This window comes from Microbacterium sp. NPDC076768, assembly GCF_040687205.1.
Taxonomy (GTDB): domain Bacteria; phylum Actinomycetota; class Actinomycetes; order Actinomycetales; family Microbacteriaceae; genus Microbacterium.
In genome coordinates this window covers 83,954-103,689 of the sequence record NZ_JBFBMU010000001.1, presented here as the reverse complement: position 1 = coordinate 103,689, position 19,736 = coordinate 83,954, and the positions used below count along the sequence as shown (strand labels likewise).

Annotated in this window: 21 protein-coding genes and 1 pseudogene; 4 read left to right on the top strand and 18 right to left on the bottom strand. The window is 62.7% G+C overall.

All coding sequences use genetic code 11. The features are described 5' to 3' along the window. Positions 1–5 precede the first annotated feature (5 nt). From AB0O87_RS00620 to AB0O87_RS00585, 8 genes and pseudogenes are all read right to left on the bottom strand, one after another. A complete protein-coding gene (locus AB0O87_RS00620) occupies positions 6–1,499 on the bottom strand; it encodes a signal peptidase I (protein ID WP_363510622.1) in 1,494 nt (497 codons plus the stop codon). Next, on the bottom strand, positions 1,496–2,167 hold the full coding sequence (locus tag AB0O87_RS00615; RefSeq protein ID WP_363510619.1) for a SipW-dependent-type signal peptide-containing protein: 672 nt from the start codon (positions 2,165–2,167) through the stop codon (positions 1,496–1,498). The genes AB0O87_RS00620 and AB0O87_RS00615 overlap by 4 nt, the downstream gene beginning before the upstream one ends. Beyond that, positions 2,164–2,859 carry a hypothetical protein gene (locus AB0O87_RS00610; RefSeq protein WP_363510616.1) on the bottom strand — a complete coding sequence of 232 codons (696 nt, stop codon included), beginning with the start codon at positions 2,857–2,859 and terminating at the stop codon, positions 2,164–2,166. Before AB0O87_RS00610 ends, AB0O87_RS00615 begins: the two co-directional genes overlap by 4 nt. Continuing rightward, on the bottom strand, positions 2,859–3,443 hold the full coding sequence (locus tag AB0O87_RS00605; RefSeq protein WP_363510613.1) for a signal peptidase I: 585 nt from the start codon (positions 3,441–3,443) through the stop codon (positions 2,859–2,861). The genes AB0O87_RS00610 and AB0O87_RS00605 overlap by 1 nt, the downstream gene beginning before the upstream one ends. 11 nt (positions 3,444–3,454) lie before the next feature. Beyond that, a pseudogene (locus tag AB0O87_RS00600) lies at positions 3,455–4,018 on the bottom strand (alternate-type signal peptide domain-containing protein). Between the two features lie 167 nt (positions 4,019–4,185). Then, positions 4,186–4,392 (bottom strand): CDGSH iron-sulfur domain-containing protein, encoded by a 207-nt coding sequence (locus AB0O87_RS00595; protein WP_363510610.1) that lies wholly within the window; start codon positions 4,390–4,392, stop codon positions 4,186–4,188. Then, positions 4,389–5,438 carry an iron-containing redox enzyme family protein gene (locus AB0O87_RS00590; RefSeq protein ID WP_363510606.1) on the bottom strand — a complete coding sequence of 350 codons (1,050 nt, stop codon included), beginning with the start codon at positions 5,436–5,438 and terminating at the stop codon, positions 4,389–4,391. The genes AB0O87_RS00595 and AB0O87_RS00590 overlap by 4 nt, the downstream gene beginning before the upstream one ends. 104 nt (positions 5,439–5,542) lie before the next feature. Continuing rightward, positions 5,543–6,916, bottom strand: coding sequence for an MFS transporter (locus tag AB0O87_RS00585; RefSeq protein ID WP_363510599.1), 1,374 nt, complete (start codon positions 6,914–6,916; stop codon positions 5,543–5,545). A 166-nt stretch (positions 6,917–7,082) separates the two neighbouring features. Between AB0O87_RS00585 and AB0O87_RS00580 the strand changes: the two genes are divergently transcribed. Then, positions 7,083–7,247, top strand: coding sequence for a hypothetical protein (locus AB0O87_RS00580; protein ID WP_363510596.1), 165 nt, complete (start codon positions 7,083–7,085; stop codon positions 7,245–7,247). Positions 7,248–7,323: 76 nt separating this feature from the next. On the opposite strand, the gene AB0O87_RS00575 is transcribed toward AB0O87_RS00580, so the two are convergent. From AB0O87_RS00575 to AB0O87_RS00545, 7 genes are all read right to left on the bottom strand, one after another. Next, positions 7,324–7,530 carry a CsbD family protein gene (locus AB0O87_RS00575; RefSeq protein WP_363510594.1) on the bottom strand — a complete coding sequence of 69 codons (207 nt, stop codon included), beginning with the start codon at positions 7,528–7,530 and terminating at the stop codon, positions 7,324–7,326. Positions 7,531–7,641: 111 nt separating this feature from the next. Beyond that, the gene (locus AB0O87_RS00570; protein ID WP_363510591.1) at positions 7,642–8,466 is read right to left on the bottom strand and encodes a PaaX family transcriptional regulator C-terminal domain-containing protein; all 825 of its coding nucleotides are present in this window, start codon (positions 8,464–8,466) and stop codon (positions 7,642–7,644) included. Beyond that, positions 8,456–9,823: an aminotransferase class V-fold PLP-dependent enzyme gene (locus AB0O87_RS00565; protein ID WP_363510588.1), complete on the bottom strand. Its 1,368-nt coding sequence runs from the start codon at positions 9,821–9,823 to the stop codon at positions 8,456–8,458. The genes AB0O87_RS00570 and AB0O87_RS00565 overlap by 11 nt, the downstream gene beginning before the upstream one ends. Position 9,824: 1 nt before the next feature. Then, positions 9,825–10,874 carry a hypothetical protein gene (locus tag AB0O87_RS00560; protein ID WP_363510585.1) on the bottom strand — a complete coding sequence of 350 codons (1,050 nt, stop codon included), beginning with the start codon at positions 10,872–10,874 and terminating at the stop codon, positions 9,825–9,827. Next, a complete protein-coding gene (locus AB0O87_RS00555; protein ID WP_363510582.1) occupies positions 10,874–11,725 on the bottom strand; it encodes a tryptophan 2,3-dioxygenase family protein in 852 nt (283 codons plus the stop codon). The genes AB0O87_RS00560 and AB0O87_RS00555 overlap by 1 nt, the downstream gene beginning before the upstream one ends. A 130-nt stretch (positions 11,726–11,855) precedes the next feature. Further along, positions 11,856–12,911 (bottom strand): alpha/beta hydrolase, encoded by a 1,056-nt coding sequence (locus AB0O87_RS00550; protein ID WP_363510579.1) that lies wholly within the window; start codon positions 12,909–12,911, stop codon positions 11,856–11,858. A gap of 63 nt (positions 12,912–12,974) precedes the next feature. Further along, positions 12,975–13,499, bottom strand: coding sequence for a WHG domain-containing protein (locus AB0O87_RS00545; protein ID WP_363510576.1), 525 nt, complete (start codon positions 13,497–13,499; stop codon positions 12,975–12,977). Positions 13,500–13,579: 80 nt separating this feature from the next. Between AB0O87_RS00545 and AB0O87_RS00540 the strand changes: the two genes are divergently transcribed. Further along, positions 13,580–14,299 (top strand): MBL fold metallo-hydrolase, encoded by a 720-nt coding sequence (locus AB0O87_RS00540; protein WP_363510573.1) that lies wholly within the window; start codon positions 13,580–13,582, stop codon positions 14,297–14,299. A 141-nt stretch (positions 14,300–14,440) separates the two neighbouring features. Here the strand turns inward: AB0O87_RS00540 and AB0O87_RS00535 are convergent, their stop codons facing one another. Together AB0O87_RS00535 and AB0O87_RS00530 are read right to left on the bottom strand one after the other, a co-directional pair. Then, complete coding sequence (locus tag AB0O87_RS00535; protein ID WP_363510571.1) at positions 14,441–15,724, bottom strand: M18 family aminopeptidase; 1,284 nt, start codon at positions 15,722–15,724, stop codon at positions 14,441–14,443. A gap of 68 nt (positions 15,725–15,792) precedes the next feature. After that, on the bottom strand, positions 15,793–16,452 hold the full coding sequence (locus AB0O87_RS00530; RefSeq protein ID WP_363510568.1) for a response regulator transcription factor: 660 nt from the start codon (positions 16,450–16,452) through the stop codon (positions 15,793–15,795). Positions 16,453–16,678: 226 nt separating this feature from the next. On the opposite strand from AB0O87_RS00530, the gene AB0O87_RS00525 reads away from it, so the two are divergent. Continuing rightward, positions 16,679–17,821 carry a histidine kinase gene (locus AB0O87_RS00525; protein ID WP_363510565.1) on the top strand — a complete coding sequence of 381 codons (1,143 nt, stop codon included), beginning with the start codon at positions 16,679–16,681 and terminating at the stop codon, positions 17,819–17,821. Positions 17,822–18,215: 394 nt separating this feature from the next. Beyond that, complete coding sequence (locus tag AB0O87_RS00520) at positions 18,216–19,322, top strand: alcohol dehydrogenase catalytic domain-containing protein (protein ID WP_363510562.1); 1,107 nt, start codon at positions 18,216–18,218, stop codon at positions 19,320–19,322. Here the strand turns inward: AB0O87_RS00520 and AB0O87_RS00515 are convergent. After that, positions 19,287–19,733, bottom strand: a complete 447-nt coding sequence (locus AB0O87_RS00515) for a CBS domain-containing protein (protein ID WP_363510559.1) — start codon at positions 19,731–19,733, stop codon at positions 19,287–19,289. The two genes, AB0O87_RS00520 and AB0O87_RS00515, sit on opposite strands and share 36 nt — an antisense overlap. Positions 19,734–19,736: the final 3 nt, after the last annotated feature.

The following is a 19,736-nucleotide window of genomic DNA, read 5'->3' as shown; positions in this document are numbered from 1 at the left end:
CTGCGTTAGGGGTTGAGGGGCAACGCAGAGCGGTGCAGATCGCGGACCTGCTGATCGGTCAGGGCTTGGTCCCAGATGCCGACCTTAGCGATCTCGCCCAGCCAACGCTCCGTGACACCGCTTTGGCTGCCGGGCCAACCGCCACCGGGGTATGTGTTCCCGATCACCCAATAGGCGGGCCGCCCGTTCGACTCGTATTGATAACCGGTCGTCACCGACGAGGCAGGCACGTTTTGTTCCGTGAGAGTCCCGGGCTCGAGCACGCCATCAATGTAGAGCTTGATGCCCTCTGGAGAGAGGGTAGCGGTGACCATGTGCCAAACCGGATCTAGGTAGTTATGGTAACCAGGAAAACCCTGAGCGGGAGTAGCGAGGGTGCGCTGACCGCCGGCGCCGCCGACGAAGACACCGAAATGGAGCCGGCCTGTGCTGTCAACATAGATCTTGCGGTCGTGCGACGTGCCATTCCCATTCTGTCTGTTGTTCATACCGATAAGCGCACCCCTTGTTGCGCTATCGCCACGAAACCACAGAGAGACTGTAAATTCGTTCCAGCGCGCGTCGGCGGTCCCTGTAATCCCGGCGACGTCGGGTGTGCCAACAGAGGCGTCTGTCTGGCCGAACCAAAGGCCCGTATCACCGTCGCGTCCGCAAGGTTGCGCACTTCCAAACTCATACCCGGTAACGGCTGTGCCTTCGACAACGCCGTTGTACCCCGCGCCTAAGGTGCCGAGATTCGTGGTGGCTGTCGATCCGGTTGGATCGCTGAGGGGATAGTAAATGATCGGGTTCGGTGTAAAAGCGGGTGAATCTGCGGCTTGGTTGCAGGTGAAGAGGGGCGCGGCGTCGAGCCCGTCGACCGGGGTAGTGATGGTGGGGCTGTCGGTGAAGTAGGCGATGGTGGACTGTGGCGCTGCGGCAGAGCCAATCGCGAGAAGAGGTATCAGCCCTAACGTTGCGAGCGGGCGTAGTGACTGCCGAGAGACCCGCTGCTTCTCGCTCGGTGAGTCCGCCGGCTCTTCGCTCCGCGAGCGCCATCCGATTACGAGGCAGGCTGCGAGGAGTGCAATGGCGCCACCGATGGCCCAGGGGGTGCTGGTGAGCTGAAGGAGGTATCCCGCGCCCGGTGCGTGCCCCACGACGGTGCGCGTCGAGTCGACAAGATAGACCTCGCTGTCTGCAGAACCGTTGGCATCACCTTTGAGGGTCAGGGCGACCTGGTCGCCGGCGGGCTCTGCCTCGACGACTCGGTGAGTGATTCGCACACCGTCGCTCGATATGACACTGACAATGTCGCCCGTCTGCACCTCCGTCGCGGCAACTGTGCGCGCAAAAGCGAGGTCACCGGTTTCTAACGTCGGCGACATAGAGCCACTCAACACAATCAGTGGAGTGATGCCAAGGAGCGCCAATCCGAGCGTCCACAGTATGCAGATTGCGCCGAGAATCGCGCCCAACGTGAGTATGAAAGAGCGGAGAAAAGGACGAGAGCGCGTCACGGTGCACCCACCTGCGTCGCGCGCACGATGAAGGCGGCGGTCCCCTGGGCGTTCAGCAGCGCTGTATCGGAGACCGTCGAGGCAGAAGAGTCGAGGGCGATGACAACACAGTAGGTGAACGACTCGCCTATGTTCAGGCGGTGCTTGTCCGGAGCAACCTCGAACGAGTTCGCGGCGTCTGGGCCAGCGATGGTTGCGTTGACCAACGTGCCGTCCCCGCACGATCCGGTGCGGTAGGAGTCGCTCGCCGGTGCAGTGAGTGGCTCAGGGTTTGTCGCGATGCCTCCTTCGTAGATCTCAAACCTGAACGATGGCCCGAGCGTACCGAGCGTGTATGCATTCAGGCGCACATCAAGAGGAATGGAGCCTGTGCCGTTGTTGGCGGCGACGATATTCACGGCCACGCTCTCACCAGGGAGCATGTCATCGGTAGTCCAGGCGTCGACAGCAAGTGTTCCGTCGCGGTTTGCGGGGCCAGCGAGTTCTCCGTTGACGGTGACGTCGAGGCTGCTCCCGGCGATTGCGCCAAGCTCTGCTGTAGAAGTGGCAGAAAACAGTGCCATCGTGCCGGTCGCGCCGAGGCCCAGCGCGAGGCCCATGCTGAGTCCTACTCGAACCCTGGTGCCGAGGCTCGCTCTGCGGCGGGGTTTTGAGGAACGCTCGCTCATTGTCGCGCCCCATCACTCACGGCGCTGTCTGCCGCTGTTCTGCGGCGGCGGGCAGCGGCGGTAAGGAAGGCACCAACGCTGAGGGCCACCACCGCAATCGACAGCAGTGCGGTGTTCAGCATTCCACCCGTCATCGGGAGTCCCGATGCATCCGGTGAGGTTGGTTCTTCAGGAATAACGGGCGGCGGCTCGGTGTGGCTGAGAGTGACAAGCAGATCGAAGTCCAGAGAGCGTGCTTGGGTGCTGTTTGGTGAAGAGAAGGGCAACGCAGCGCGCACCTGGATCGCACGGGTTTCGCCGGCGGCGATATCTGAGGCGGAGAGGTTCTGCAGCCCGGCCGTGCTCGTCGAAGTCCACTCACCGTTGTCGACGCGGGTGGAGATGATGAGATCGCCGATATCGATCAACTCATCGATCTCGGCGCTGAGAAAGTCGATCTGTAGCTCGGCGTCTTGTGCGGTGTCGTTACGCACGAAGAATTCAGCATCCCTGGTGTCACCAGGCACCCAAAGGATTTGGTCATCGAACAGCGGCGTTGCCAGCGTCTCTCCCCAGGTGGCGCCGTCGTTGCTCAACGAAATGCCCTCGACGGCGGATGCGCTCTGCGGAGTGAGAAAAACGAGAAGGAGCACGCCAAAAAGCGCTACTACCGAGTGCGGTAGCAACGTGCGCGTGCGCGTCTTCCCCGTCATCACTGTGTGGTCGTCTCCTCAGTGTGTTCGGTGTTCACGGATGCTGCTTCAGCTTCTTTCTCACGAGCTTGACGCCGTTCGCGCGCCGCCCCCCAGAACATCCACAGGGCGTAGACGATGAGGCCGATTGCGATCGCGGTGATGATCCACTGGCGTTCTCCACCGGTCAGGGCGGTGGAGACGTAGCCGAGGTAGGGCAACGAGTACCAAACCTCACCGCGCACCTGCACTGGCAGGCGCAGCTCGGTGTCTGGAGCGTCGTTGGCGTCACCCTTGGTCTCGAACAGCACGTCGCCGTCGAGCTGCTGAGCTATTCCGGAGACCCGGTGAGTCACGACCGTGTCTTCGCCGGACTCCAATTGCACCGTGATGACGTCGCCGACACGAATCTCCGAAGGGTCGACGGGCTTCACGATTACAAGCGTGCCGGGCGGGAGCGAGGGCTCCATCGAACTGGTGATGATGGTGTACGGGGTAGCTCCGGCTACTCGAGGCACAATAACGGCCGCGAGAATGATCGCCACAGAACCCAGAATCACCGTCCACGCCAGAACTCGACCCGCGAAGCTCAGTGCGGCGCGCATGGCGCTCCAGGCTAGTTCGGGTCAGACTGGGTAAGAGTGACCGTCAGGTCGTTGAGCACTGCTTCCCAGCTCTGAGTGTCGTTACCGTTGACGATAGGGGTTCCCGTTTCGTCGGTGCCATAAGGGAACGTAACGGAGAAGGCGGCAACAAGCGTGTCGCCATCGTTCGCCGCAGTGATGACGCCGTTGTCGGCGATTGCTGTGCCGCCGACCGTGTAACCGGCTGAAACCGTAGCGTTACCGCTGTCAGGAGTGGTGCCTCCCAGTGCCACGGTGCCTGGCGCGGAAAGTGTGGCGCTGAGGTTGTCTCCTGTAGCGCCGATCTCGAAACTGCACGATTTGGTAACGACATCGCCGGGGACCCAGTTGACGACCGTTTCGCCTTCGCTGGCGTTGCCGGCAGCGTAGACTCAGTTTGCGTCGCAGGTGGCCTCGGAAAGGGTCAGCGTGCCGGCCGTGATCGACCCACCAGCGGCGGTTCCGGTGGCGGTCCAGTAGGCGAGCGACGTGCCGCCTCCGAGGAGCAGGACGGCGGTAGCGGCGGCCGCTACGGCGCCTTTCGTCGACTTCTTCATGTGATTCTCCTGACGAGATCTTCGATTTTGCAAGACTGTGGGGGCATCTTTTCACCAGAGCGGTCCCAGTGAAACCCCTCGTAAACATCTCATGCCCCGCGGTGGTGCACAAGGCTACCTCATCCTCCTGGGGTGACAAAGGGCCTGGGTACTCCAGAAAACGGGCCTTAGTCGTCAGTGCGAAAGCCGGAGGCTTTGTGAGTGCCGTCACAGAACGGCTTGATTGAAGAGAGCCCGCAGCGACACAGAGCTGAGGTGCGTCGTCGTGTGACGATCGGTTCGCCGCTGGCCGTGCGAAGGTCGATGTCACCGCGAACGAGTAGCGGCCCATCGGGATAGGGGGTGATGGTGGTGCGCTCCTCACCAATAGTCATAGCGCCACCTCTTCGCGCAGGGACGAAACGTCTGCCGACCATGCGTCCAAGATGTGACTGCCGCCCCAGCCGTCGACTGTCAGGCAGGCTGCGGCACCGAAGAAGATGTCATGAAGAAGCTCTGGTCTGTCTTCGGCGAGGCTGCCGGCGAGATCGCGGGCGGCGATCTGCTCGTGCACCGCATCTGCTTCTACGTGCTCATCGAAGTAGTCGGAGACCTCTGCAGAGAAGCCCAGCCGTCGGAGCCCGTCGGCGTACAGCTTGCATGGAATCGACGACGTCATCTCGTAGGCGGCAAGATGCCCCACGATTGCTCCGACCAAGCGGCGGTTGAGACCAAACATCGACATCATGTTCAGCGAAGCGAGTGTGACGGCGGGAACCGCGTCTATGTGCGCCCCATAGGTGCTGTCGAGACCGGCAGCGCGCATCGCACGCGCGAAAAGCGTGGCGTGCACGCGGTCGGGGTGCCCGCCACCATACTCATCGGACTGGATCTCGACGATTGCGGCTTTGGCGCGTCCCTGCAGACGCGGAATCGCCCAGGAGTGCGGGTCCGCTTCGCGCAGTGTGTAGAGGGAGCGCTGGATCAGCATTTCCTTTGCCTGTTCCGCAGTCGCCTTGCGTGCGAAGTAGCGTGAAAGGCTCGGTCCCGTATCGCCGTCCGCGAGCGCGAAGAGCGCCCTTCCCACGGCGTCGACAGTCGGCTCTGGGAGTTCTGGCATCTCCACTCGCTCCCGAAGTTCGTTCTCGAACGCCGTCTCTAAAACGCGGCGAGTTCCCAGAAGCGCTGGGTCCCACTCCAGGTCGGCGTCGAGCTGGGGGAGGGAACCGTAAGAGGAGGCATAGAGCAGGAAAAGCGCGAGCTGAATGTCGTCATCTCGCGCGATGTCGCCGCTCGCTACAACTGCTTCTGTCGCCAGCGCAGTGTGGTTTACCGAGTCGTGCTCACCCGAGAAATGTGCAAGAAGTGCACGGCTCAAGGGGCCCCGATCGCCGAAGCCAAAGGAAGTGCTGGGCGCGGTTGCGAGGGCGGATGCGGTCATGTGTCGTGCTCCTATCAATACGTACACATGCATCATGCGTGAAGCAACAATTCGAGCACAGGGACTTGACGTATCGGCGTTTGCGAGGCAAGGAAGCGTCGTGACTAGGTTGTGGCGGAAACATCCGTCCTCGTGTTCCGCCGAATACCAAACCACGACACCACGCCACCGATCACAAACAGGCAAGCGGTGACCCAGGCCGCATTGTGGAAACCATCGAGATCTAGCGTTCCTCCGACAATCGTCGACAGCATTGCCACGACGAGTAGTCCTGCAACGCGCGAGATGGCGTTGTTGACGGCGGACGCAATACCCGAGTGATTCTCATCGATCGCGCCAAGAATCGCGGAAGTCAGCGGTGCGACCGTGAGAGAGAGGCCGAGGCCCATCACAATCATCGCCGGCAGCACCTGTCGCCAGTAGTCGAAGTCGGCGCCGACGAGGAGCAGCATCAATGCACCGACTGCCATCAGGAGCGGACCAGCCGTCATGAAGATGCGCGGGCCCCACCGACCAGCCCATTGGCCAGCCCGTGAGCTGACGAGAATCATCAAGATTGTCATGGGCAAGCTTGCAAGCCCCGCTGCGGTTGCGCTGAGCCCCGCGCCCTGTTGCAGGTACACCCCGATGACGAAACCGTTGAGTGACAAGGCGGCGTAAATGAAAAGCGTGGCCAGGTTGCCCCAGCCGAAGTCTCGTTCGCGGAACAGCCACAGCGGCATCAACGGCGTTGACGAGCGCTTCTGCCGCCAAAGGAAGAGGGCAAAAAGTGCAGCGCCGGCGGTGGCAGGAATCCAGATTGCCGGAGACTGCCAGCCAAGGTTCGGTTGCTCGATGAGCGCGAAGACCACAGCCCCGAGCCCTATCGCGCAGAGTGCTCCGCTCCACCAGTCCACCCGGATGCCGCGCGGATGCTCTGGCAATTTCAGCCTGGTGAGCAGTAGCAACGTGACACCGATGGGAATGACGTTGATGAGAAACACGAAGCGCCACGACAGGTAGTCCACGAACAGCCCGCCTAGAAGAGGCCCGATTAGTTGCGCTCCTGTGGTGAACGCGGTCCAGATTCCGATGGCACGCGACTGCACATCGGCGCGCATTGTGGCGGTGATCAGGGCCAGCGAGCTCGGCACAAGAAGTGCACCTGCTGCTCCTTGCGCAGCTCTGGCGATGATCAAGGAGAGGGGATCAAACGATGCGGCCACCGCGACAGAGGCCACCCCGAACGCAACGAGGCCGATGCGCATCACGAGCACACGGCCGTAGGCGTCAGACATCGACCCGGCCAGCAGGATGAGTGCGCTCAACGTGATGAGGTACGCATCGACCACCCACTGTTGAGTGGTGATGCCTCCGCCGAGTTCGCGACTAATCGCGGGGAGCGCGACGTTGACGACTGTTCCGTCGAGGAAGGTCACGAATGAGGCAAGCACCGCGATGGAGATCACGAGCCGCTGAAGCGGTGCCAAAGATGCCACAGACCGACCCTATCTGCGGCTCAGCCGGCGAGGCTCCTTTCGCGAGGATTCCCCTATATGGCCTATCGGACGGGTCCACGTCAACCCCCTCGGGGTAGATCGTTACTTCGGGATAGCGTGAGGGCACCGAGGCGTTGTTTGCGCCCCTAAGAGAAGGGAAAGATCGATGAACATCCTCCTGATCATCGTCATTGTCGCTGCAGTGATCCTCGCGATCACCGGAGGACTGGTGCAGTCGCTCCAGTTCCTGCTGTGGGTCGGACTCGTGCTGTTGGCTATTGCTGTCATCGCCTGGTTGATCCGATCAATCAGCGGTAACCGCAAGGTCTGACCCCGCTCAAGGTCTAAACCAAAAAATGAGCCCCGCCGGTCGGCGGGGCTCATTTTTTGCGTAGAACGCGAGAGTTTTACTTGTCGAAGGTGTCGCGTACGCTGTCGCCCGTCTTGTGAGCGGCGTCCTTCACGTTCTCGCCAGCCTGCTTGGTCGATGCCTTGACCTGGTCGGCCTGGCCTTCAGCCTCGAGCTTCTCGTTGTCGGTAACCTTCCCGACGCCTTCCTTGACCTTTCCGGCGGCCTTCTCGGCGGCGTTCTTGATGTCGTCTGCGGCACTCATGTGCTGCTCCTCTCGTCAACGGATGGGTTACTACCGACACTCTCACTGGTGTGAAAAAGTGACCACGGCATTGACAATCCGGCGAGGTCGTGGCACAACATCACACATGTGTCAGAGGGATGTGCGGGCCTGGACGTGCGCGAGCGCGGGGGCGGCCAGCGCTGTTGAACGACGCGCGAACTCGTCGAAGCTGCGCCGGCCAGGCCAATCGGCTGGCAACATCGATGGCGGTAGTCCTGGGTCGGTGTACGGAAGCACACGCCACCCATCGATAAGTTGCACGTAGGCCGCAAACGGTTCTGCGGGCAACGTCGTGAGCGACGCCTGGAAGGCAAGGTGCTCACCGCGCAGAGCATTCAGATCCCACCATTGAGCGGCGGCATCGACCAGCGACCCCGATGTGAGGGGAGTTGCAGCCTCGAACAGCGTGGCCCACTGTCGTGCGTCGAGCTCGTCCAGAATCTGCAACACTTCCTGCTGGAGATGACCGGGACAGATCCACAGTGCAGAAGACACTACCCCTGCACCGATCCAATGCAATCGTCGGCGGAGCTGGTGGCGGACGCTCCTGGCGCTCTCCGGAATAGAGAAGGAGATCAGACACCACGGAGCGTCGTCTGTCGTCTCCCGCATCTCGAAGATCCGCCGATCCCCACGTTCCAGCATCGCCGTAGCAGCCGGGTTAAGGCGGTAGCCGATCTGGTCTTCGCGCGCGGCGAGCAAAAGCCCCTTTTGTTTCAGGCGGGCGATGCCGGTGCGGGCAGGGCCAGCCTCGATCCCGAGGTCGGCGCTGAGCGCGACAAGATCGGCAGCGGAAATCCATCCACCGAGTGGACGCAGGAAGAGCCCGATGAAGGTGCGCAGCAGCGATGCTGTACTGCCGGGGCGGGCGTCGAAGTCATCGAGCACCCCCGCACCTGCAGGCTCAGAAATCACCGGACTCCAGCGCGTCGCGCACCGCGAGCACCCCGGTCAGCGTCTCTACGTGCGAAGTGCTGAGCGGTGAAAGACCCAGGCGAATGCCATCGGGGAAGCGGAAGTCCGGAATGATGCCGTCGTTCCACAGTGTGCGGGTCACCTCACGGAATGCCGGGTGACCAATCGTGACGTGACCTCCGCGCAGCGCTGCGTCTCGCGGACTGAGCAGTTTCACGCCCAGTGGGGCGAGCACTTCGTCGTATGCACGCACAGCGAAATCGGTCAGTGACTCTGACTTTGCACGCACACTGTCGATCGTTGACTCCTCGATGAGGTCGAGCATGCCCTGCATCGCCAACATCGACATGATCGGTGGTGTGCCGCTCAGCAGCTGCCGGATTCCGTCTGATGGCACGTACTCCGGTCCCATCGCGAAGATGTCTGCTGCACTCCACCACCCTTGGATCGGCTGGCGCAACATGCCGTGCAGATCACTGCGGAGGTAGGCGAACGCGGGGGATCCAGGGCCTCCATTGAGGTACTTGTAGGTGCAACCGACGGCGAGATCGACACCCCATTCGTCAAGCTGCATCGGAACCACGCCGGCGGAATGGCAGAGGTCCCACATCATCAACGCGCCTGCTTCGTGTACGGCTGCGGTGATGCCAGGCATATCTGCCAGCGCTCCTGAGCGGTAGTCCACATGGCTGAGTGACACGAGAGCGGTGCGCTCGGAGACCACTTGTTCGATGTCGGCGATGGTCACCCCGAGCACGGGGTCGGGTTCCAGCCAGCGCAGTGTCATCCCGGTCTCGGCCGCCACGCCTTCGGCGAGAAAGCGGTCGGTGGGAAAGTTGCCCGCCTCAATCACAATCTCGTTCCTGCCCCCGCTGGCTCCCTGAGCCCCTTCCGGTCCCTGAGCTTGTCGAAGGGTCAACACGTCCGCCCCCTGAACCGCCCCCTGAGCCACCCCTTCCGGTCCCTGAGCCTGTCGAAGGGCCACCCCTTCCGGTCCCTGAGCCTGTCGAAGGGCGGCGCGCATGAGTTTGTAGATGAGCACGCTGGTCGAGTCCGCGACCACCGTCTGCCCAGCGGCCGCACCGAGGGCGACGCTTCCGATGCGATCGCCGAGTTCCATCGGCAGTGCCATCCACTGCTCGTCCCACGACCGGATCAGTCGCGTTCCCCAGTCTTCGCGCACGAACGCTGCAATTCTCTCTGGAACGTCTCGCAACGGGCGCCCGAGCGAATTGCCGTCGAGGTAGGCCGTGACGCCAGGCGCGGTCGCGAATGCGTCGAGGTGAGGGCGGAGCGGGTCGGCTGCGTCGAGCGTGGTGGCAAGCTCCAGCAGAGCGGATTCGGGGGTCGTAGTCATGTCACACCTTCAGGTCTGCGGGGATGAGTGGGCGAGCGTCGACAGGATCAGCTGTCGCGGGAGAGCTATCGGGGATAACGAAAACGGTGCAAGACGGATCGCGCGGATCCGTAGGGGCGAGAGAGCGCCAGAGGGAGGCTTTGTCGAGTCCGGCATCACGAAGCGCAGAGACTTCGTCTTCGCTCAGATCGACGGGCGTCGCGCCGTTACCCATGTCGGTGCCATAGAGCACGGTGCCGCCAGTGGAGTGGAAGCGCCGCACGTTGTCGAGCGCGAGCGCACGCTCTGGACGTTCGTGAATAGACAATGTCGAAATCCACGTCGCCTTCTGCGCCTGCAGGGCGATCTCTTCATCGTCGAGGCGTTCGCTGAAAGGGGCGTGAGCGAGCATGGCGGCCCCGAGGCGCACGACCCGCTGCGCCTCGCCTTCGCCCTCGGCGTGCGCGACAACAGGAAGGTTGTGAGTATGCGCAAGTTCAACGATTGTGCGGAAGAGGTGATCTGAAAACACTGGCCCAGCGGAACGATTGCTGGCGATTTTGATGCAGGAAGCGCCCGCATGGGCCATTTCGGTCACGGCAATGCGGGCGGCGGCGGCATCGGCGACCTCGCGCACGGATCCGATCGGGGCCCATTGGCGGTCGGAGGGGTATCCACCAATCGGTGTAAGGAATGCTCCGGCGAACTTCGTGCGCACCGGGTGCCCCTCGAGCCCCGTCCACAATTCAGGAACATCGGCCTCAAACCGGTTCGGGCGGCCTGGATCGGCCGGGTGCGGGGTCGGTTTTCCTGAGTTGTGAGCGGGGGGCTGTTGTAACGCGGTGGGGTTGCCACCCAGATCTAGGACGCGGCTGAGGCGTGAGCGGTGCAAACACGAGGCGTCTATGAGCTGCAGATGCACGTGGTGGTCGGTGAATCCGCCGGTGACGACGCCGCTCAGCCGGGGGAAGCGGTCCGAGGGCGATGATTCTCGCAGCAGCACACGTCCATCGACAACCGAGACGACGCCATCGCGCCATTCGTCGCCGTCAAAGAACGTTGCGGCACGCATTAGCCACCGATTTCGGTGCGTACCGTGTAGAGCTCCGGAAAAAAGGTCAGATCAAGCGCGCGCTGCAGAAAGCCGACCCCACTCGACCCGCCGGTGCCGACCTTCATTCCAATAGTGCGAGCAACTGTTTTCAGGTGCCGGAAGCGCCAGAACTGGAAGTTGTCTTCCAGATCGACAAGGTCCTCGCACGCTTCGTAGAGGTCCCAGTAGGTCCCTGGGTTTTGGTAGATCTCGCGGATCGCCGACACCAGAGCGGGAGTCTCGCGGTACGGCTCTCGAACATCCCGTTCCAGTACGTCGGAGGGAATAGGAAGCCCTCGCCTGGCTGCAAGGCGCAGAAATTCGTCGTAGAGCGTGGGCTTTTCCCACTCTGCCGTGAGCATCGCCAGGTTCGCCGGATGGTCGCTGAAGACGCTCAGCATCTTCTCGTTCTTATTGCCCAGCGCAAACTCGACCGCGCGGTACTGCACAGACTGGAACCCGGAGGAGTTGCCGAGAGCTCCGCGAAACTGCGCGTACTCGGTGGGTGTGAGCGTCGCGAGGACGGACCACTGCTGCGTCATTACGTCTTGGATGCGCTTGATCCGCGCGATGCGCTTGAGCGCCTCGCGCAGGTCATCGCTGGCGAGTAGCTCGCGTGCGGAGGACAACTCGTGCACGAGCTGCTTGAGCCAGAGTTCAGTCGTCTGGTGCTGAATGATGAACAGCATCTCATCGTGATGCTGGGGCTCGCTGACCGGATGCTGAGCCGAGAGCAACTGGTCCAGCGCCAAATACGATCCGTAGGTCATCCGGCCAGATAGGTCGGTAACGATCCCGGATTCGAGGGGGCGTTCGTTCTCGGTGTGCATAAGGAAAACATATCACCAACGTGGCGAACGTCACCAAAGTGATATGTGCCGTCAGGTGTCGGGAGAATTCCTCCCACAGAGGCGGAGCGGGCTGTGTGCCCCGACAAACGGCCTTTCTCCCGACAAGTGGTTAGCGGCGGGTCTGGGAATCGAGAAAGTCGAGTGTGGCCTGAAGGGCGGTTTGCGCGTCTGGCAGGTCGAGGTGGAACTGGTACTCATGGGGGAGTGCCGGTGTGTGCTCCATCGGCCAGAAGAGTGTTGTCACCTCGACATCGAGCTCGTCGAGGCGCTGGGCCATCGGGATCGACTGCAGCCAAGTGAGGCCATCGCCGTTGCCGCCGGAGATGTAGGTCGCCGGGAAGTCTTCCGTGACCCAGTCGATGGTGGACATGGTGGCCCCGGTCGAATCCTCGGCCCACGTCTTCGTGCCCGAATATGCCCACATGGCCGACTTGAGCCCCCAACCAGCGATGCCGTCTAGCTGGGCAAGGCGCGACAGGTCGTACACGCCGCAATTGAGCACGGTGGCAACGATCTGCGTGCTGTCCACTGCAGGGGTCACGCCCATCACTTCGGCGTAGTCCTGATTCGTCGTCAGTGCGGTCATCTGACTCGCCAGTTGTGCGCCCGCGGAGTCTCCCGCAAGCACGATCTGATCGGCATCGACACCCAGCTCTTCCGCGTGTTCGTCGATGTATGCCAGGGCTTCGTTGAGCTGGTGTAGGGCGAGCGGATAGACGCCCTCTGGTCCAATCGTGTAGTTGACGGCGATGGCGGCGTATCCCTCGGCGGCAAGGATGCGCATATACGGATCGACGTTCTCTTTGGAGCCAGAGATCCAGGCCCCGCCGTGGATCCAGACGACGGCGGGTAACGCTCCGGGTTCGTCCGCAGGGCGAAAGACGTCCATCGTAGTGTCGGCCCCGTCGCTGCCGTAGGCGACGTCGAGCTGCTCCGAAAGCGAGGCATCGGAAACGTACTTGTCCATCTCGGCGGCAGTCTCATCACCGCCCTGGGCAAAAACGGCGCGGATGACCATGCTGGAGGGCCACGGGGTAATCGACCCGACGATAGCGACCACTGCGAGCACGCTGACGACGCTCGCTAGCGCTACCTTCGTGCGGTGCCACGGCCTGCGGGTCTTGGTGGAGTGGTCAGATTCTTCGGGGTGCGTCTTGGCGTGCATGGGCCCTCCCGCACCTCAGTGTGCCAGTGTTCGGGTGCCCCTGTTCAGCGTATGTCGACGCATTTAAGCCGTGAGCGCGCGGGTGAGCTGGTGTAAGCCGTACTCGAACGCGCGGTCGACGTCGCCGCCGAGGCGGAAGGCGCCGGATAGCTCCATCTGAAGAAATCCTGTCGCCCATGCAGTGAAGAGTCGCGCTGCGTCGAGAGCGTGCTCATCGCCCACGACCGCCGTTGCTGCGTGGAGCAGTGGCGCGGCAGAGCGGGTCAACGCGTCGTGCGGGGATGCGGAGGTGAACATGATTCTGAACCCTTCCGGGTGCTCTTGCGCGAAGCTTCGGTAGGCGCGAGCCAGGGTATCGAGATCGCTCCCGGCAGTTTCGAGGCGCTGAGTGAGGGCGTCGATAGAAGCCTCTGCCACCGCGGCATGAAGGGCCTCTCGATCCCGCACTCGCTTATAGAGCGATGGCGCGCGGACTCCGACGCGGGTGGCAACGGCTTGCATAGTGAGGCCTGCGGGCCCATCGGATTCGAGGATCTCTCGCCCGGCGGCGACGATCTGCTCAAAGGATGTGCGGTCAGGAGTAGGCATGACGTCCTCCGGGTTAGCTATTGACAATAGCCATCATAGCTATGTAGCTTAGCCATCGCAATCATTTGAGAGGAACCATCGTGAAACTCGCACCACACCTGCACCGCTTGGGTAACGACATCGTCGCTTCGTATTTGATCGACCTGCCAGAAGGGATCACGCTGATAGACGCCGGGCTTCCCGGTCACTGGCATGATCTGCAGCGCGAACTCACGCTGCTCAACCGGCCGCTTTCTGATGTGCGTGGCCTCATCCTGACGCACGGTGACAGCGACCACATCGGCTTTGCTGAGCGGCTGCGCCACGAGGCCGGAGTTTCGGTCTTTATTCATGAGGCTGACAGCAAGCGAGTGCGCACTGGTGAGAAGCCGAAGACACCGTCGGGCCCAGCGAAGTTGCGCCCCACACTGGAGTTCTTTGCCTACGGCATTCGCAAGAATGCTCTGCGCACGCGCTACGTCAAAGAGGTCGTGGAGGTGACAGACGGCGCGGTGCTAGATCTGCCCGGTGCACCAACGGTGGTTGGAGTGCCTGGGCATTCTCCTGGCAGCATCGCGGTGCACGTGCCTCGCGCCGGAGCACTGTTCGTGGGGGATGCGATGACTACCCGTCATGTGCTCACCGGTGCGACGGGAGCACAGCCTGCGCCGTTTACCGACGCGCCCGCGGAGGCTCTGGCATCGCTTGACCGCTTGTCTGCACTCGACGCTTCTTGGGTGCTCCCTGGCCATGGCGCCCCATGGCAGGGCTCACCAGCCGACCTCACGAAGGCCGTCAGCGCCTTCGCCGCAGCTCCCTGAGCCTCCCCGGCCCCTGAGCTTTCCTGGCCCCTGAGCTTTCCTGGCCCCTGAGCCTCCGCAGCTCCCTGAGCCTCCCCGGCCCCCTGAGCCGCCCTGGCCCCTGAGCTTCCCTGGCCCCTGAGCTTGTCGAAGGGCTCGCGCTCAACCTTTAAAGAACGACTGCGCGACCAACGCAAGGTCGTAAAGATCGCTCACTCCGGCGAGTTCACGGGCGGAGTGCATCGAAAGGATCGGAATGCCCACGTCGACGGTGCGGATGCCGAGACGAGTCGCGGTGATCGGTCCGATGGTCGACCCACAGGGCACGCTGTTGTTGGATACGAACTCCTGCGAGGTGACTCCCGCGCGTTCGCACCAGGTCAGCCAGGAGGCTGTGCCGACAGCATCGGTGGCGTATCGCTGGTTGGCGTTGAGTTTCAGGATCGGACCGGAGCCCAGTACCGGTTGCACCACGGGGTCGTGTTTAGCCGCGTAGTTGGGGTGTACCGAGTGGCCGACGTCGCTCGATAGGCACCAGGAGGAGGCGTAAGCCTGGCGACGGGTCGAACCGTCTGCGCCGAGGTTGGCGTACACGCGCTCAAGAATGTCTTCGAGGAAGGGGCCTGCGGCTCCGGAGCGAGAGGCGGATCCGAGCTCCTCGTGGTCGAAGGCGGCCAATATCGCGATCGGTCCCTGCTCTGGTGTTTCGTGGTCTGCCAGAGCGACCACCCCCGCGTGCACCGAAGCGAGGTCGTCGAGGCGGCCAGAAGCGAAGAATGCGCGGTCCTTGCCGAATACGGCGCCGCGGGCAGAATCAGCGACAACCACGTCGTATCCGCGGATCTCTGCGACGGGTACTTCGGCAGAGGATGCGAGCTCGGCAAGCACGTCGGCTTCGGCGGCGTCGCCAAGACCCCAGACGGGCTGTGTTTCGGTCTGCTTATCGAGGGCGAGGCCGTTGTTTACGCCTCGGTCGAGGTGGATCGCCAACTGTGGAAGTCGCAATAGGGCGCCAGTGTCGGCGAGGACGACGCTGCCGTCTGCAAGCGCGAGCCGTCCGGCAAGGCGAAGCTCGCGGTCGAGCCATGAATTCAGCAACGGCCCGCCGTAGACCTCGACTGCGGCCTGGAGCCAGCCGCGAGAGCCGGTAGTGGGCTGTGGCTTGAGTTTGAAGCCCGGAGAGTCTGTGTGTGCACCAAAGATCTGCGCAGGAGTGGTCGCTGCGGCATCTGTGGGGACGGTCCACGCAATGGCTGCGCCATCGCGCACGACGACGTAGCGGCCTCCGGCAAGCGCCGGCCACGAATCTTCCTCGTGGAGCCGGGTGAACCCTACTGCCTCTAGCCGTCGCGCAACCTCCGCAGCCGCGTGGTAGCTCGATGGTGAGGCGGCGACAAAGTCAGCGAGATCCTCGGCGTGCGCGAGTGCGGCGGGCGAAACTGGCATGAAGAGCCTTCCTGAAAGCGTGCGTCCTTCGAGCGTACTCGCCGCGCGTCTTCGTGCTCCGTCGCGGTTCAGCGGAAGCTGACGAGGCCAGCGTGCGCGGCCGTCACAAGAATCTGCACGCGGTCGCGCAGGTGCCACTTCGACATCATGCGGCCGAGGTGTGCCTTGACCGTGCCCTCTGAGACGATCAGCGTCTTGGCGATCTCTGAGTTGGACATGCCCTGCGCTAGGCAGTGCAAGACCTCTGTCTCACGATCAGTGAGGGGTTCCAGGGCATCGGCGTCTGCGGTGACCGGGGTCGAGTCGCGCACGTGGCGGATGAGCATTGACGCGATGCGCGGCGAGAGTGAGCTGGCTCCGCTGTGCACTTCGCGGAGGCCGGTGACGATGTCCTCAGCGCTCGAGTCCTTCAGAAGGTAACCGGAGGCTCCTGCGCTCAGCATGGGGAGCACAGTGTCGCTCCCGTCGAGGGTGGTCACTGCGAGCACGCGGACATGGGGCCAGCGTTCTGCGATGACGCCCGTAGCCTCGATGCCATCCATCTCGGGCATCTGGACGTCCATCATTACGACGTCTGGTTGCTCGCGCTCGACGGTGGCGATTGCCTCGAGGCCGTCTTCTGCTTGTGCGATCACGGTGATATCGGGGTCGCGCGAAACGAAGTGCGACAACGCCGATCGAACGAGTGGATCATCATCTACGATCACGACGCGGATTTCCTGCTGCATGAGGGAAGCCTAACGGCGAGCGGCACATCTGGACTCTATGTAGACCTTTAGCCAAAAACCTTTGGTCTTGAGGCAGATGTGCGCCGTGAGCGATGTCGAGAAGATTAATACAGACATCGACAAACGACTACAAAACGGAGGTGAACGTTATGTCTTTTTGGCAGCAGGTTGGCAAGCTCATCGGTCTCTACCGCTAGATTACCTGGCGAATAGGAGATAATGAACCATGGCCTTTGACCAGTCGCCCCGGATTCCTCGGGAGCATCTTCGACTGAATCGAGGCGAGACGCTCAGTACGCTCGAGCGGATCGTGGTCCTGGCGATCGTCTTCATTATCATCGCCCTCGACATCATTGGGATCGTCACTACTCCAGGTGCCGACCCCGTTACCTCTCTGGCAAGCGTTGCTTCAACAGCGGTACTTGCCCTCTATCTCTGGTCTCCGCTCATTGCGACTTGCGCGATGGGCGTCGTCTTTGGACTGTCGTTTCTGACGCAAACAGAAACCCAGGTCCTCCTCACCGCTGCGGTCGCCGCGGCTCTCGTCATGAGGCTCGGCTGGACCTCGCTGATCATGGCGTACACCGGGGGATTCCTGGTGGCGGCCACGATCATCGCCTACGGGGAAACTGCGGTCCCGGTAAATATTGGTATATACCTCATCTTCGCGACCATCGCTGGCGCGGTAGGGTTCGCATTGCGGCTGGCTTTCGCTCGCGGAAGTCGTCTAGAGCGCGAACTCGAGGCGCGCGCTGAACAAGAGCGCGAGGCGGTTCTCGCCGAGCGACGTTGGATCGCCGGCGAATTGCACGACAGCATCGCGCACCACCTCACCGTGGTGGCCTTGCATGTGCAGATGCTCGAAGATCCTGGCGCAAGCGCCGATTCGCAGGAAGCGATTCGTGTCGCAGCGCGCAAGGCAATGACTGATCTTCGCTTCGTCATCGAGCTCGCCGATGACGGCCCGCGGTCGTCGAACGTGCAGACTGGCGATCTCGCCGCCGCGATCGATGAGGCGCAAGGCGAGTTTGAAGCTGCAGGTCACTCGGTCGACCGTGAAGGGGACCCTCGTGACGAGCGGATTCCTCGCGCGGTAGAAATTGTGCTCGCACGGATCACGCGCGAATCGGCCACAAACATTCTCAAATACGCAGGGCCCGGTGAGGTGCAGATCCACCTTGCCGTGGACGATGACATTGCGCTGTTGACCATTCGCAGTCCGCTTCCGTTGACACCACGGCGCGAGCTCTCCTCTAGCCGCACTGGCCTCGGCCGGATGGCTGAGCGAGTAATGGGAGCGAGTGGTGAATTCAACGCGGGTGAGGTTGACGGATTCTGGGTCGTGTCGGCCCGACTTCCGGTTGCTTGATGCCCTAGAGTTTGGGAACACGCGGTTCCGCTTCCGTTAGCCTCTGGACGAAGGTCTAGGGGATTTTTGACGTTCGACTCTGTGGAGTCCGTTGTTTCGCGCTCTAGCCTGGTGTTTCCCCAGATAAAGCGTCCCCAGCGCTGCGATCGCGAGCGCGATCTTTCTGGCTTTCGAATCTTCATCGCGCTCGCGATCGCTTTTTGCTGTCTTGGCCTGTCTTCTGGCGGCGGCGAATGCAGGGTAAACGGCTGTTGAACTCTGTCGGGCGCGGAGCGTGTCTTGCCCTGGCACCTGGGAGAGTTTTGGTGATGTTCCTCCGCCCGAAAGGCCCTCATGGAGTCTCGCGCTCTCCCTGCGCTCACCAGTGTCGTAGCCACCAATTGGGGCTCGTGACATGGGAACGTTGCTGATCCGCCCGCCAGGCCACAGAAGAGACGTAGCGTTGCGTCCTGCCGCCTCCGCGATGGTGTGGGTGGGGGAGGGGCGCGCGCACGAAACGATTGCTGTACCAGGCGTCGCGCTTGCCGACCACGATGTGCTGGTAGCCGTCGAGTTATCGACCATCTGCGCCTCCGACGTGCATGTCGTCGTGGGGGAGCGATCTGCGCCAGCCCCGCTCGTGCTCGGGCACGAGAGTGTCGGGCGCGTGATCGCCACAGGTGACAAGGGCGCGTCGGCGGTGGACGGTGCTCCGGTGCGCATCGGCGACAGGGTCGTCTGGGCTCAGACGGTAGCGTGCGCGCGTTGCGATCAGTGTGCGGAAGGAATGCCGCAGCGATGCCGTGAGCGCGTCGAGTACGGACACGAGCGGATCGGGGCGCACGGCGAACTCAGCGGTGCGTTTGCAACCCACATTCAGCTCCGGGAAGGCACCGCCATTGCGCGAGTGCCCGAGACGCTCCCGGCCACCGCCCTCGCTCCCGCATGCTGCACTGCGGCGACGGCATGGGCGGCAGTGGCAGAAGCGGCGAGTCAGCGCGATCTCGCTCACGCCACGGTCCGGGTCTACGGCGCCGGGCTGCTTGGCCTCTCTGTTGCCGCGATTGCGGCAGATCGGGGGGCGACGGTTGAGGTGCACGATGCTGATCCGCAACGGCAGGCGCTCAGCCTGAAGTTCGGGGCATCTCTCTCGCTACCGAAGCGGCCAGATGTCGTCATCGAGACGTCGGGAGTCGCCGCGGCTGATGCGGTGCGTAGCGCGGCAACGGGCGCTCTCGTCGTGTTGCTCGATGGGGCACTCTCGTTCGCGGCACCAATGCGGAACGACCTAGAGTTGGACGCCGAAGACGTCGTCCTTCGTGCCCTCACAATTACGGGTGTTCGCGGCACCACAGCCGAAGACCTGGGTGAAGCAGTCGCGTTTCTCTGTGGGCGCGGGCGCGCCTACCCGTTCGCGGAGGCCGTCGGCGCCATCCACCCTCTGGCTGATCTCGATGAAGCGCTACGCGAAGCGGCAGAGCCGAACTCACCGCTCCGGGTCGGACTCCGCCCCGGGCGCTGATTGAGAGATGCACTCGACGATCTCGCCGGTGGTCTCGACCGAGAGCGAGCGCGCGATATCCGCCTGACTGACGATTCCCACAAGCCGCCGCTCGGCGATCACGGGCAGGCGACGCACCCTGTTGTCGCGCATCCGAGCTAGTGCAACCTGGATGTCGTCGTCTGCATCGACCGTGATCGGCGTCCCTTTGGCAAGCGCTTCTACCGGAGTGGTCTCCGGATCCATTCCCTGAGCGATCGCATCGACCACAATGTCGCGATCGGTGAGCATGCCCTTGAGCCGGCTATCTTCGCCGCAGATCGGCAACGCTCCCACATTGAGGTCTGCCATCACCGAGGCTGCAATGCTCAACGAGTCATTTACCCCGATGCAGCGCGGGCTCGATGTCATCAGATCGCGCGCCGTGGTCATCGC

What these genes read in the sequence shown, in the direction of transcription:
- AB0O87_RS00535 (WP_363510571.1), bottom strand. Translation starts at nt 15,724, where the DNA reads ATGCCAGTTTCGCCCGCCGCACTCGCGCACGCCGAGGATCTCGCTGAC.
- AB0O87_RS00530 (WP_363510568.1), bottom strand. Translation starts at nt 16,452, where the DNA reads ATGCAGCAGGAAATCCGCGTCGTGATCGTAGATGATGATCCACTCGTT.
- AB0O87_RS00595 (WP_363510610.1), bottom strand. Translation starts at nt 4,392, where the DNA reads ATGACTATTGGTGAGGAGCGCACCACCATCACCCCCTATCCCGATGGG.
- AB0O87_RS00590 (WP_363510606.1), bottom strand. Translation starts at nt 5,438, where the DNA reads ATGACCGCATCCGCCCTCGCAACCGCGCCCAGCACTTCCTTTGGCTTC.
- AB0O87_RS00560 (WP_363510585.1), bottom strand. Translation starts at nt 10,874, where the DNA reads ATGCGTGCCGCAACGTTCTTTGACGGCGACGAATGGCGCGATGGCGTC.
- AB0O87_RS00520 (WP_363510562.1), top strand. Translation starts at nt 18,216, where the DNA reads ATGGGAACGTTGCTGATCCGCCCGCCAGGCCACAGAAGAGACGTAGCG.
- AB0O87_RS00515 (WP_363510559.1), bottom strand. Translation starts at nt 19,733, where the DNA reads ATGACCACGGCGCGCGATCTGATGACATCGAGCCCGCGCTGCATCGGG.
- AB0O87_RS00615 (WP_363510619.1), bottom strand. Translation starts at nt 2,167, where the DNA reads ATGAGCGAGCGTTCCTCAAAACCCCGCCGCAGAGCGAGCCTCGGCACC.
- AB0O87_RS00550 (WP_363510579.1), bottom strand. Translation starts at nt 12,911, where the DNA reads ATGCACGCCAAGACGCACCCCGAAGAATCTGACCACTCCACCAAGACC.
- AB0O87_RS00575 (WP_363510594.1), bottom strand. Translation starts at nt 7,530, where the DNA reads ATGAGTGCCGCAGACGACATCAAGAACGCCGCCGAGAAGGCCGCCGGA.
- AB0O87_RS00605 (WP_363510613.1), bottom strand. Translation starts at nt 3,443, where the DNA reads ATGCGCGCCGCACTGAGCTTCGCGGGTCGAGTTCTGGCGTGGACGGTG.
- AB0O87_RS00565 (WP_363510588.1), bottom strand. Translation starts at nt 9,823, where the DNA reads ATGACTACGACCCCCGAATCCGCTCTGCTGGAGCTTGCCACCACGCTC.
- AB0O87_RS00545 (WP_363510576.1), bottom strand. Translation starts at nt 13,499, where the DNA reads ATGCCTACTCCTGACCGCACATCCTTTGAGCAGATCGTCGCCGCCGGG.
- AB0O87_RS00555 (WP_363510582.1), bottom strand. Translation starts at nt 11,725, where the DNA reads ATGCACACCGAGAACGAACGCCCCCTCGAATCCGGGATCGTTACCGAC.
- AB0O87_RS00580 (WP_363510596.1), top strand. Translation starts at nt 7,083, where the DNA reads ATGAACATCCTCCTGATCATCGTCATTGTCGCTGCAGTGATCCTCGCG.
- AB0O87_RS00610 (WP_363510616.1), bottom strand. Translation starts at nt 2,859, where the DNA reads ATGACGGGGAAGACGCGCACGCGCACGTTGCTACCGCACTCGGTAGTA.
- AB0O87_RS00525 (WP_363510565.1), top strand. Translation starts at nt 16,679, where the DNA reads ATGGCCTTTGACCAGTCGCCCCGGATTCCTCGGGAGCATCTTCGACTG.